Consider the following 12,017-nt stretch of genomic DNA (forward strand, 5'->3'; position numbering starts at 1 on the left):
ACGTAGGAAACACCGCCGTTGTCACCGGGGACCTGGGCCACCTTCGCGGAGCCACGGGACGGGCACGCCATGTCCGCTCTCGCCCTGTGCGACGGGCACACCATGGCCAATCGCACCCTGCGGGACGGGTCCTCGATCGCATCGAGGATGCTCGTCGGCATCCCACCTGCCCTCCCCATCGGACGTCGGCCCCATCCCCCTCCGGCCGTCCGATTCTGCCACGGGACGACGCGCAGGTCAGCGGAGATTCCCCACTCGTCTCACCAGACTCATCAGTACTCCGCAGTACTCCGCGCGGCGCGGCCCGGCCAAGGCGGCGCAGGTCACCCGCGGGGCGTGTGCGGAGGAATCCTTACGGGGCACCGTACCGTCCGACGCGTTCGGAGAACACGCCGCCAGGAGCACCGGCCCTGGCCGGCGGGCCGAGTTGAGCCCACATCGCCGGAACTCGCCGCTGTCCACCGCCCCATGCCCCCTTACGGTCGTCAACGCCCGTGCGAGCGGGGGCCGCAGGACGCACGGCCCCGCACCGGAAGCCAGGGGAACGGCGCATGGGGACAGCACGTGGGGATGGCACATGGGAACAGCGCGTGGGGACGGCGCTACGGTGACGGGCCGTCGGCGCGCGGGAGCCGGTCCCGGGCGGAACCAGGTCCCGGGCCCGCCGAGCAGGGGTCGCGGACAGGGCCGCCGAAAGCGGCGATCCCGCCTCCCTGACAAGGGAGGCGGGATCGTGGTCGTGTGGAGCTAAGGAGAATTGAACTCCTGACCTCCTGCATGCCATGCAGGCGCTCTACCAACTGAGCTATAGCCCCGCTCTTCGCTGCGCCGGAGCGCTTCGAACGAGAAGGAGCATAGCTGGTGAGCTGCCGGAAAAGGAAATCCGCTCAGTCGTCGTCGCCGAGCACCGGCTCGGGCAGCGAACCGGCGTTGTGCTCCAGCAGCCGCCAGCCCCGCACGCCCTCGCCCAGAACCGACCAGCAGCAGTTGGACAGCCCGCCCAGCGCCTCCCAGGTCGAGGGCTCCAGGCCGAGCAGCCGGCCGATGGTGGTGCGGATGGTGCCGCCGTGGCTGACCACCACGAGCGTGCCGTCGTCCGGCAGCTTGTCGGCGCTCTCCAGCACCACCGGCGCCGCCCGGTCGGCGACCTCGGCCTCCAGCTCACCGCCGCCGCGCCGGACCGGCTCGCCGCGCTTCCACGCCGCGTACTGCTCGCCGAAGCGCTCGACGATCTCCTCGTGGGTCAGCCCCTGCCACGCGCCCGCGTAGGTCTCCCGCAGCCCCGCGTCATGCGTGACCGACAGACCCGTGACGGCGGACAGCTCGGCGGCCGTGGCCGCCGCCCGCTTCAGATCGGAGGCGATGATCGCGTCCGGCTTCAGGGCGGCCAGCAGCCGGGCCGCCCGGTGCGCCTGCGCGACACCGGTGTCGGTCAGCTCGATGTCCAAGGAGCCCTGGAAACGGCGCTCTATGTTCCAGGCCGTCTGACCGTGGCGCCACAGGACGATGCGGCGGCCACGGCCGCCTTGGATGCCGTTCAGCTCAGCTCACCGCCCGCGCCACCGTCCGGGCCTTGCGCCTGCGCGTACTCCTCCGCCTTGCCCCGGGTGGCCTCGGCGTCGGCCGGCAGCTCCAGCTGCGGGCAGTCCTTCCAGAGCCGCTCCAGGGCGTAGAACACCCGCTCCTCGCTGTGCTGGACGTGCACCACGATGTCCACGTAGTCCAGCAGCACCCAGCGGGCCTCGCGGTCGCCCTCGCGGCGCACCGGCTTCGCGCCCAGGTCCTTGTTCAGCCGCTCCTCGATCTCGTCGACGATCGACTTGACCTGGCGGTCGTTGGGCGCCGAGGCCAGCAGGAAGGCATCGGTGATGGAGAGCACGTCACTGACGTCGTACGCGATGATGTCGTGCGCGAGCTTGTCGGCGGCCGCCTGGGCGGCGGCATTGATGAGCTCGACGGAGCGGTCCGTGGCGGTCACAGGCAAGGCTTTCGGTCGGTGGTACCTCGAAGGTCTGGCTCCCCCCAGGGTCTCACGCCCCACCGTCACCCCGGGCGGCCGAGAATCGGCCGCCCGGGATGCCCGGGGTGCCCGGGATGTCCGGCTCAGCCCTTGGCGTCGTAGTCCGGGCCCAGGAGGACGGTGATGTCCGCGTTGGCCGCGCCCTTGCCCTTCTTCACCGCGGTCGCGGGCAGCCCGAGCGTCTTGGCGACCTCCTTGGCCTGCCCCGCCTGCGCGGCGTCCGCGTAGGTCACCTGCGAGGCCGGCTGCGGCGTACCGCCGCTCTCGGTGGCCGTGACGACCGTGAAGCCGCCGTTGACCAGCGCGACCCGCGCGGCGCTCGAGGCGTCCTCGGGGCCTCCGGCGTTGGTCACGCTGACCCGGGGCGCGGTGCTCTTGTCGGTGTTCTTGACCGTGCCGCCGAGGATGTCCTTGACCACATGGTCGGTCGCCTGGCTGCTGAGCGTCCCGTCCGGCTGGACCGGCAGCGTGGTGGTGTCGTACGCGCCGGTCTTGGCCTGCTCGGCCAGCTTGGCCAGCGACGCGCCGAGCTGCTGCTCGGACAGCGAGGGGTCGGGGATCTGGGCCAGCGACTCCACGGTGCTGGTGGCGTCCTTGGCATCGCTGGAGAGCTTCTTCAGCGCCGCGTGCATGACCTGTCCGAACCGCGCGAGCTGTTTGGTCTGCGCCTCGCCGGGCGCGCGGTAGGTGGCGTACGCCACGGCCGCCTGGCCGCCCAGCATCTGGTCCTTGCCCCGCTTGACCAGCGGATCCTGGCCCTTCTCCGGGCTGGGGACGGTCGCGTCGGCGTCGAGGGTGATCCCGCCGACCAGTTCGACGAGGTTCTCCAGATACGGCGTGTCCAGCCGCCAGGTGCCCTGGATCTTCGAGCCCAGCAGGGTGCTCAGGGAGTCCCGGGTGGAGTCGGAGCCCTCGTCGGTCACCGACTTGCCGAGTGTGGTGGAGGCGCCGTCCTCGGTGGAGACGGCCAGCGAGTTCGGCAGCAGCACGGTGGTGCCCTTCTTGGTGGTCTCGTTGTCCACCAGCAGGGCCGTGGAGGAACGCCCGCCCTTGGTCTCGCGCAGATGGACGACGATCACATCGCGCTGCTGCGGCCCGCCCGCGGCCGCCTGGTCCCCGGAGCCGCCGGACAGCCCCGGGAGCTTGCCCGCGTACCAGAGGAAGCCGACCCCGCCCACGACGGCGACGGCCAGGACCACGACCAGCGCGATGAGGCGGTTGCGGCCCTTACGGCGGCGCTCGTCACGGCGTTCGGAACGGGTCTCGGCGAACTTCAGCCAGTCGATGACGTCGTCGGAGTCCTCGTTCTCCTCCTCGACGAAGGAGAACTGCTCGGTGCGGTACTCCTCCTGGCCGGAATCCCGGGGCCGCTCCGGCTCCGCGGACCGGGGCTCCTCGGCCGGGGACGTGTCGGCCGCGCCGCGCAGCTGCTCCGGGCTCAGCTCCTCATAGGGGTTGGACTCGCGCTGCGGGGGGACGGTCGGGGCGGCGGCCGTCGGGTAGCCGTAGCCCTGTGGCTCTGGCTGTGGCTGTTGCTGGTACTGGTGCTCCTGGGTCTGGTAGTGGCCCTGGTACTGGTCCTGCTGTTGCTGTTGCTGTTGCTGTTGCTGTTGCTGTTGCTGCGGAGCGTACGGGTCGTAACCGTGCGTCTGGGTGTGCTGCTGGTGGTGCTCCGGCTGGGTGTAGGGGTCGTAGCCGTACCCGTCGTGCTGTTGCTGCCCGTACTGCGGCTGCTGCTGCGCATACGGGTCATACGGGTCGTATCCCTGCTGCTGCGCCGCCTGCGGCTGGTACACGGGACGTCCGTAGGCGTCATAGCCGTAGATCTGCGGGTGCTCCTGGCCGTACGGGTCCTGTGCGTACGGGTCGTACGAGTCCTGCCGGTCGTTCACCGGTACCCCTTCAGCAGTCGTGCCGGTACAGCTCGCGCTTGTCGATGTAGCGCACCACGCCGTCCGGCACCAGGTACCAGACGGGGTCGCCGTGAGCGACCCGCGCCCGGCAGTCCGATGACGAGATCGCCAGTGCCGGGACCTCGACCAGCGACACCCCGCCCTCCGGCAGCCCCGGGTCGGCCAGTATGTGCCCGGGTCTGGTCACCCCGATGAAGTGGGCCAGCGAGAAGAGCTCTTCGGCGTCGCGCCAGGTGAGGATCTGGGCGAGTGCGTCGGCTCCGGTGATGAAGAACAGATCGGCGTCACCGTTGAGCGCACGCAGTTCCCGGAGCGTGTCGGTGGTGTAGGTCGGGCCGCCGCGGTCGATGTCGATGCGGCTGACCGAGAACTGCGGGTTCGAGGCGGTCGCGATGACCGTCATCAGATAGCGGTCCTCGGCCGGGGAGACCTTCTTGTGGCTCTTCTGCCAGGGCTGACCGGTCGGCACGAACACCACCTCGTCGAGGTGGAACTGCGAGGCCACCTCGCTCGCCGCGACCAGGTGACCGTGGTGGATCGGGTCGAACGTCCCGCCCATCACACCGAGTCGCCGCTTACCGGACCCTTTCTGCTCTTCCATGCGTGCAGACCCTACTGGGCCCGGCCCGGAGCCGGGGCCCATGGGGGCTAGTGCCCAGGTCAGCGGTCCCGGTTGAAACGCGTGGTGATCCACAGCAGCAGGAACAGGATCACCAGGGCCGCACCGCCGGTCATGAACGGGCTGATGCTCGGGTGGGTGTCGGTGTGCTCACCGCCCTCGGACGCGAGCGTGGTCAGGGCAGCGTGTGCGGTGCTGATAGCGGTCATCGCAGGCAATACCTATCCGGGTCTGGGCGTCACAACACGTCGGCCACATCGTATGCGAGGCGGTTTTCGATCCTGATGTCCGTCCTGCTTCGGGCCCCGCCCCGCCGGCGGGGCGGTGGCCGGCCCCCGGCCCCGCGGTCAGTCCTGCTTGTACCCGCGCAGCAGGAGCCAGGCGAGCAGCGCGGCGCCCACGACACCGACCACGATGACGATGCGCAGCAGCGCCCCCGGACCGTCGTTGCTGTGGGAGGTGGCGGCGAGGACTTCGGTGAGGCCAGTCATGTCGGGCATGTCTCCACGCTAACCCCCGGCCGCCCAGGGCCTAGGCTGGGGGCCGCCGGACGAGGTGGCCGGACCGGGCGGCCCCGTCGAGGGGCAATCGAACGAGGGGGCCAGATGAGCGACATTCACCAGACCGGTGGCGGAAACGGGGCGGGAGGCGCCCGGGAGCATGTGCCCGGCCGGGAGCGGCGGCGGTTCCCCGGCATCTCCTCACGGGCGTACGAGCATCCGGCGGACCGCTCCGCGCTGGTCGCGCTGCGCAAGCTGACCGGTTTCGACACGGTCTTCAAGGCGATGAGCGGTCTGCTGCCGGAGCGGAGCCTGCGGCTGCTCTACCTGTCCGATTCGGTGCGGGTGAGCGAGCGGCAGTTCGCCCATCTCCACGACATGCTGCGGGACGCCTGCTACATCCTGGACCTGGAGCGGGTTCCGGCCATGTACGTCACCCAGAACCCGCAGCCGACCGCGATGTGCATCGGCATGGACGCGCCGATCATCGTGATCTCCACCGGACTGGTCGAACTGCTCGACGAGGAGGAGATGCGGGCGGTCATCGGCCATGAGGTGGGCCACGCCCTGTCGGGGCACTCCGTCTACCGGACGATACTGCTGTTCCTCACCAACCTCGCGCTGAAGGTCGCCTGGATCCCGCTCGGCAATGTGGCGGTGCTGGCGCTGGTGACGGCGCTGCGGGAGTGGTTCCGCAAGTCGGAGCTGTCGGCCGACCGGGCGGGGCTGCTGGTCGGGCAGGATCTGCGGGCCTCGATGCGCGGGCTGATGAAGCTCGCGGGCGGCCACCACCTCCATGAGATGAACGTGGACGCGTTCCTGGAGCAGGCGGAGGAGTACGAGTCGAGCGGCGATCTGCGGGACTCCGTCCTCAAGATCATGAACATGCTGCCGCGCAGCCACCCGTTCACCACCGTGCGCGCCGCCGAACTCAAGAAGTGGGCCGCGACCCGCGACTACCAGCGGCTCATGGACGGTCACTACCCGCGGCGCGACGAGGACAAGGACACCTCGGTCAGCGACTCGCTCCGGGAGTCGGCGAACCACTACCGCGAGTCGGTCCGCAGCAGCAAGGACCCGCTGTTCGCCTTCGTCAGGGACGTGGCGGGCGGCGCCGGGGACCTGGGCAGCAAGCTGCGCGACCGGTTCACCGGCGGCGGGGGCAAGCCGGGCGGGCAGACCCCGGAGGACCACACGCCGCCCCGGGAGGAGCCCGGGGACGCGTCCGAGGACCGGCGATCCGAGGACCGGCGGCCCGGTGACGCGTCCGAGGACCAGCGGCCGGGGGACGGGCCGGAGCAGCGGCCGGGGGGCGACGAGCCCGGAGACACCCCGCCGAAGCGCTGAGACGCCCCGGAGAGGGCCCCCGCGCCCACGGACGGGCCCTGGGGCCCCTGTGTCCGAGAGACCGGCCCAGGGGCCCCAGGGCCGCAGACAGGACGGGCGGGGCAGACCGCCCGAAACGGCCCCCGGGCGGGCCGGGCGGGGCAGACCGCCCGAGACGGGCCCCAGACGGACCGGGCGGGCCCGGGACAACGGCCGGGCCCGAGACGCGCACCCCAGTGGGGCGGACGGGCCCGCGGCGCCCCCTGAAGGCCCTCGGGCAGGACCTCCCGTTCCCCTCGGCCAGGACTACCCGTTCAGGGTGGGCTGGGTCCCCGGGGCCAGGACGCCGCACAGCGAGACCGGGGTGCGGCCCCTGGTGTACGGGTTGGTGCCGGTGGGGGCGTCGCCCTTGGCGCTCTGGCCGGCGAGCAGGGGCCGCAGATAGCCGGCGGCGTTCGCGGCGCATGCCTGCGGGCCCGCCATGACGGCGCTCTGCACCAGCTCCACATGGTGGTCGCGCAGATCGTCACGGTCGAAGCGGAACCGTGTCTCACGGCGCACGGTGTACAGGGAGGCGTGGTCCGGTCCGCGCTCGTGGGCCCGCTGGACCGCGTAGACGAAGACGTGGTCGGCGGCGATCTCCAGGGTCGCGGGGCTGCGCTCGAGAACGGTAAGGGTGCCGCGGACCCGTACCGGGGTGTCGGCCAGGGTCACCTCGGCCGGGTTGAAGCGGGTCAGCCAGCCGATGGCCGCATGCCGTCCGTCGTCGACCGGGTGTGCGAAACTCTGGTCGAACTGGGTCTGCTGGGCCGGGTCCAGCAGCAGCCTTACGGCCTGCACCGGGCCGCCGGTGAGCACGCTCGGGTCGATGGCGGACTTGACCACGTACTCCTTGGCCGTGGTGAGCGCCGCCATCACCTGGCTCTCGGAGAAGCTCCGGGTCCGGCGGGCGCCGGGCACGGTGACGCCTTCCGCGCCGGTGCGGAACTCGGCGGCCGGGCTGGTGCGGAACAGCCGGTCCGGCGGCCCCCCGGGCACCTCACCGCGCGGTGCGAGCGGCACCACACTGCTGCGCAGCGGTTCGACGGCCTGCGGCTGCGGCGCCCGGTACGGGTGGCGCACCCCCATATAGACGGCCGTGGCGAAGGCGACGGCGATCAGCAGGATGAGCGCGATGGCCTGGCGCGACGCCCCGGCCCTGGCCCAGGCGTGCCGGCTGCGCACCGCCTGCGCGTGCTCGCCCATGCGCTCCTGGGCGGAGAGTTCCTGGAGCCGGGCAGCACGGACGAACGACTCGTCGAAAACGACGGAGCGGTACTCGTCCTCACCACCTCCCGGGACGCCATCGGGTGTCCCCTCGGGAGGGTCTCCACGCCCGGTCATGTCTCAAGAGTAGGTCGCCGGGGGCGACGGTAAACGCCGTGGTACTCCACAAGTTGGGAGACAGCCGGGGAGGAACCCCCTCATATCCCGCGACACGTCGGCGACCTGCGAGGACGTCACTGTGACGGCGGTACGGCGGAGGCGGGCGGGCTCGTGGACCCGGCCGGCTCCGGGGCCGACTCCGAACCCGACGGCTCCAGGCGCGGCTGCCCCGGGGGCGAGCCGTCGACACCGGTGGTGGCGGGCGGCGGAGCGGGGTCCTGGCGGTTGCCCGAGGCGCCCCGGTAGACGGCTGTGAAGGCCAGGGCGACCACGCCGATGCCCATGAGGACGGCCAGCAGCCAGGCCACCGGGCGGTGCCAGCGCGCATGGCCGCGGTAAGGACGCCCCGCGCTGCCGTACCGCCCGTAGGGGCCATAGGCGTCGTCCGCGTCCCCGGCGGGGCCGAAGCGGCCGGGGTCGTCCGGGCCGTAGAACTCGGTCTCCGGGCCGTAGCCGTCCTCGAAGAGCTCGTCCTCGGGAGGTACGCCGAGCCTGCGGCGCCGGGACGCCTCGGCCTCGGCACGGGCCTCCGCGGCGGCCAGCATCCGCTCGATGGCAGTGGGCTCATGGACCGGGGCCGCCCGTACGAAGTCCTCGTCGAAGACCACGGCGGCGAACTCGTCGTTCGACTCGCCGTGGCTGCGGTCGTCGGGCTCGTCGCCGTTCGGGAACGGCTTGCCCCCCACGTCGTCCGGCACCCATTCAGAGTAGACCGGATGGGTCAATTTGGGCAGGGTGAAATGGTATTCGGGGGAAGATCCGCCCCCCGGTCCGGGAAAGATCCGCCCCCTGGTTCGGAGAAGATCCGCCCCCGGTCCGGGGAAGGTCCGCCCCGGCGCCGCCGGGAAGCGGTATCCCCCGAACGGGTGAGTCAGCGGGTGTGGCCGTCGCCGGTGACGATGTACTTGGTCGAGGTCAGCTCGGGCAGCGCCATGGGCCCCCGGGCGTGCAGCTTCTGGGTGGAGATGCCGATCTCGGCGCCGAAGCCGAACTGCCCGCCGTCGGTGAACCGCGTGGAGGCGTTCACGGCGACCGTGGTGGAGTCCACCAGCTGGGTGAAGCGGCGGGCGGCCTTCTGGGAGGACGTGACGATGGCCTCGGTGTGCCCGGAGGACCACAGGCGGATGTGGCCCACCGCGGCCTCCAGGGAGTCCACGACGGCCGCCGCGATGTCGTACGAGAGGTACTCGGTCTCCCAGTCCTCGACCACCGCCGGGACCACCGTGGCCTTGGAGCTCTCCGCGAGGGCGATGACCCGCTCGTCGGCGTGGACCGTGACCCCGGCCTCGGCCAGCGCGTCCAGCGCGCGGGGCAGGAACCGGGGGGCGATGTCCTGGTGCACCAGCAGCGTCTCGGCCGCGTTGCACACGCTCGGCCGCTGGGCCTTGGAGTTCACCAGGATCTCGACCGCCATGTCGAGGTCGGCGTCGGCGTCCACGTACACATGGCAGTTGCCGGTGCCGGTCTCGATGACCGGGACCGTGGACTCCTCGACGACCGTACGGATGAGGGAGGCACCGCCGCGCGGGATCAGCACGTCCACCAGGCCGCGGGCGCGCATCAGCTCGCGCACCGACTCCCGGCTCTCCCCCGGCACCAGCTGCACGGCGTCCGCGGGCAGCCCGGCCCCGCCGACGGCGTCCCGCAGGACCTTCACCAGCGCGGCGTTGGAGTGGGACGCCGACGAGGAGCCGCGCAGCAGCACCGCGTTGCCGGACTTCAGGCAGAGCGCGGCGGCGTCCACCGTCACGTTCGGCCGGGCCTCGTAGATGATCCCGACGACGCCGAGCGGCACCCGCACCTGGCGCAGGTCGATCCCGTTGGGCAGCGTGGAGCCGCGCACCACCTCGCCGACCGGGTCGGGCAGCGCGACCACGTCGCGGACATCGGAGGCGATGGCCCGCACCCGCTCCGGGGTGAGCGTCAGCCGGTCGACGATGGCCTCGCTGGTGCCGGCCTCCCGGGCCCGCGCCACATCGGCCGCGTTGGCCTCGACGATCTCCTTGGTGCGCACCTCGAGCGCGTCGGCCATCGCGAGCAGCGCGTCGTCCTTGACGGCACGGGGCAGCGGGGCGAGATCGGCGGCCGCGGCACGGGCCCGGTAGGCGGCCTGGAGGACCGGGGACTTCGGCCAGGGGTCGGTGAGCGGCGACGTGGGTGCGCTGGTCATGCAGGAAGCCTACTGAGCCGACGGCCGGGAACCGCGTGCTATTCCGTAGTTCGAGATGGCATTCTCACATCTCGGTGCCGTACCTCCGTCCTCAGAACGGGTGTACGCCCACCGGGGAGGCCGGCGGCGGTCCGTACCCCTCGGCGACCCGCTGGTGATACGTATCGCGGTCGATGACCTCGAGCCCCACGATCTCCCAGGGCGGCAGCCTGGCCGAGGAGCGGTGCTCGCCCCACAGCCGCAGCGCGACCGCCGCGGCGTCGTGCAGATCACGGGCCTCCTCCCAGTAGCGGATCTCGGCGTGATCGTTGGCGTAGCGGCTGGTCAGCAGGAAGGGATGGTCGTGGGCCAGCTGTTCCAGGGCCCTGCGGACCTCCCTCAGCGGCGCCTCGTTCCCCGAGACGCTGAGCGTGATGTGCCACAGCCGGGACGCCTCGCCGCGCCCGGCACCGCGCGCCACGGCGCCGCCGTCCGCCGCGGCGTCGCCGTCGCCCGCTCCGACACTGGTCAGGGTGCGCTCCGCCGCCCCTCCGGGCGACGCCCCCGGGCGCCCTCGTCTCACCGGCGGCCTCCTGTAACTCGCTGCTCCGCTCACGCGCGGGCGGAGCACTCGTGACGGTGCCGTAGGCGCGGCATACCGCTCGGTCGCCGCCGCGTCTCCCACAGCGGGTGCGCTGCCCCGCGCGACCCCGTTGAACAAAGTTGACCAGCCCCCGCCCGCCCGCGGGGCGCTTTTGAGGTTTTTCGGAAGCTCGGTTCGGCCGCGGAGCGGCTCAGTCCAGGACGACGAGGTCGTCGCGGTGGACCACTTCGCGCTCGTAGGCCGGGCCGAGCTCCCGGGCCAGGTCCCGGGTGGACCGGCCGATCAGCTGGGGGATCTCCTTGGCATCGAAGTTGACCAGGCCACGGGCCACCGGACGGCCCCCGGTGTCCCTCAGCTCGACCGGGTCACCGGCGGTGAATTCCCCCTCCACGCCCGCGATCCCGGCCGGCAGCAGCGAGGTGCGGCGCTCCACGACGGCCCGTACCGCCCCGTCGTCCAGGGTGAGGGCGCCGCGCGGCGCGGAGGCGTGGGCCAGCCACAGCAGCCGGTTCGCGGAGCGGCGGCCGGTGCGGTGGAAGAACGTGCCCGTACGGCGGCCGAACAGGGCGTCACCGGCCCGGCTGGCGGAGGTGAGCACCACCGGGACCCCGGCCGCGGCGGCGATCCGCGCCGCCTCCACCTTGGTGACCATGCCACCGGTGCCCACCCCGGAGCGGCCCGCGCTGCCGATGGAGACGCCGTCCAGGTCCGCGGGGCCCCGGACCTCCTCGATCCGGGAGGCGCCGGGGGTCCTGGGGTCCCCGTCGTACAGGCCGTCCACATCGGAGAGCAGCACCAGCAGATCCGCCCGTACGAGATGGGCGACCAGGGCCGCGAGCCGGTCGTTGTCGCCGAACCGGATCTCGTCCGTGGCCACCGTGTCGTTCTCGTTGACGATCGGCAGCGCGCCCATGGCCAGCAGCTGGTCCAGGGTGCGGGTGGCGTTGCGGTAGTGGGCGCGGCGGCTGGTGTCGTCCGTGGTGAGCAGCACCTGTCCGACCCGCCGCCCGTAGCGGGCGAAGGAAGCGGTGTAGCGGGCCACCAGGAGCCCCTGTCCGACGCTCGCGGCGGCCTGCTGGCGGGCGAGGTCGCGGGGGCGGCGGTCCAGGCCCAGGGGCGCCAGCCCGGCGGCGATGGCGCCGGAGGAGACCAGGACTATCTCCTTGCCGTTGCCGCCGTTCTTGCCGCTGCCCTTACCGCCGCCGTCGAGCACCTTGGTGACCACGTCGACCAGCGCGTCCACGCGGTCGGCGTCCAGACCCCCCGCCGCGGTGGTGAGGGAGGACGAGCCGATCTTGACCACGATCCTGCGGGCGGCGGCCACCTCGTCCCGTAGCGCCGACCCGTCCTGCTCCGCCACGCCGCTCCCTCGCTCGTCCCCGGCTCACCACACGTCCCGAAGAAACGCATGCCCTACACACTCATCATGACAAGTGGGCAATCTACGACAGTCGGGGCCTG

The 12,017-nt window shown here is 72.1% G+C and carries 12 protein-coding genes and 1 tRNA gene; 1 reads left to right on the forward strand and 12 read right to left on the reverse strand.

Going from position 1 to position 12,017, the window contains the following annotated elements; translation table 11 throughout:
• Nucleotides 1–742: 742 nt before the first annotated feature.
• The 7 genes from AXW62_RS08945 to AXW62_RS43815 form a co-directional block, all read right to left on the reverse strand.
• A tRNA-Ala gene (locus tag AXW62_RS08945) sits at nt 743–815 on the reverse strand.
• 72 nt (nt 816–887) lie between these two features.
• Nucleotides 888–1,541 (reverse strand): histidine phosphatase family protein, encoded by a 654-nt coding sequence (locus AXW62_RS08950; RefSeq protein ID WP_060944019.1) that lies wholly within the window; start codon nt 1,539–1,541, stop codon nt 888–890.
• The gene (gene rsfS / locus AXW62_RS08955) at nt 1,538–1,978 is read right to left on the reverse strand and encodes a ribosome silencing factor (RefSeq protein ID WP_060944020.1); all 441 of its coding nucleotides are present in this window, start codon (nt 1,976–1,978) and stop codon (nt 1,538–1,540) included. The genes AXW62_RS08950 and rsfS overlap by 4 nt, the downstream gene beginning before the upstream one ends.
• Before the next feature lie 125 nt (nt 1,979–2,103).
• Nucleotides 2,104–3,912 (reverse strand): LCP family protein, encoded by a 1,809-nt coding sequence (locus tag AXW62_RS08960; RefSeq protein WP_060944021.1) that lies wholly within the window; start codon nt 3,910–3,912, stop codon nt 2,104–2,106.
• A 10-nt stretch (nt 3,913–3,922) separates the two neighbouring features.
• On the reverse strand, nt 3,923–4,534 hold the full coding sequence (gene nadD, locus AXW62_RS08965; RefSeq protein ID WP_060944022.1) for a nicotinate-nucleotide adenylyltransferase: 612 nt from the start codon (nt 4,532–4,534) through the stop codon (nt 3,923–3,925).
• A gap of 59 nt (nt 4,535–4,593) precedes the next feature.
• The gene (locus tag AXW62_RS44415) at nt 4,594–4,761 is read right to left on the reverse strand and encodes a hypothetical protein (RefSeq protein ID WP_030835578.1); all 168 of its coding nucleotides are present in this window, start codon (nt 4,759–4,761) and stop codon (nt 4,594–4,596) included.
• 138 nt (nt 4,762–4,899) lie between these two features.
• Nucleotides 4,900–5,052, reverse strand: a complete 153-nt coding sequence (locus AXW62_RS43815) for a hypothetical protein (protein ID WP_037647057.1) — start codon at nt 5,050–5,052, stop codon at nt 4,900–4,902.
• 105 nt (nt 5,053–5,157) lie between these two features.
• Here AXW62_RS43815 and AXW62_RS08970 point away from each other — a divergent pair, with 105 nt between their 5' ends.
• A complete protein-coding gene (locus tag AXW62_RS08970; RefSeq protein WP_060944023.1) occupies nt 5,158–6,399 on the forward strand; it encodes a M48 family metallopeptidase in 1,242 nt (413 codons plus the stop codon).
• A gap of 285 nt (nt 6,400–6,684) precedes the next feature.
• Here the strand turns inward: AXW62_RS08970 and AXW62_RS08975 are convergent, their stop codons facing one another.
• From AXW62_RS08975 to proB, 5 genes are all read right to left on the reverse strand, one after another.
• Nucleotides 6,685–7,761 carry an SCO2583 family membrane protein gene (locus AXW62_RS08975; RefSeq protein WP_060944024.1) on the reverse strand — a complete coding sequence of 359 codons (1,077 nt, stop codon included), beginning with the start codon at nt 7,759–7,761 and terminating at the stop codon, nt 6,685–6,687.
• Between the two features lie 116 nt (nt 7,762–7,877).
• Nucleotides 7,878–8,501 carry an SCO2584 family spore wall biosynthesis protein gene (locus tag AXW62_RS08980; protein ID WP_060944037.1) on the reverse strand — a complete coding sequence of 208 codons (624 nt, stop codon included), beginning with the start codon at nt 8,499–8,501 and terminating at the stop codon, nt 7,878–7,880.
• Nucleotides 8,502–8,674: 173 nt separating this feature from the next.
• Nucleotides 8,675–9,973, reverse strand: a complete 1,299-nt coding sequence (locus AXW62_RS08985) for a glutamate-5-semialdehyde dehydrogenase (RefSeq protein WP_030835590.1) — start codon at nt 9,971–9,973, stop codon at nt 8,675–8,677.
• 91 nt (nt 9,974–10,064) lie between these two features.
• Complete coding sequence (locus tag AXW62_RS08990) at nt 10,065–10,535, reverse strand: DUF8830 family protein (RefSeq protein WP_060944025.1); 471 nt, start codon at nt 10,533–10,535, stop codon at nt 10,065–10,067.
• 211 nt (nt 10,536–10,746) lie between these two features.
• Nucleotides 10,747–11,880 (reverse strand): glutamate 5-kinase, encoded by a 1,134-nt coding sequence (gene proB / locus AXW62_RS08995; RefSeq protein WP_107406249.1) that lies wholly within the window; start codon nt 11,878–11,880, stop codon nt 10,747–10,749.
• Nucleotides 11,881–12,017: the final 137 nt, after the last annotated feature.

The organism is Streptomyces hygroscopicus subsp. hygroscopicus, assembly GCF_001553455.1.
Taxonomy (GTDB): domain Bacteria; phylum Actinomycetota; class Actinomycetes; order Streptomycetales; family Streptomycetaceae; genus Streptomyces; species Streptomyces hygroscopicus.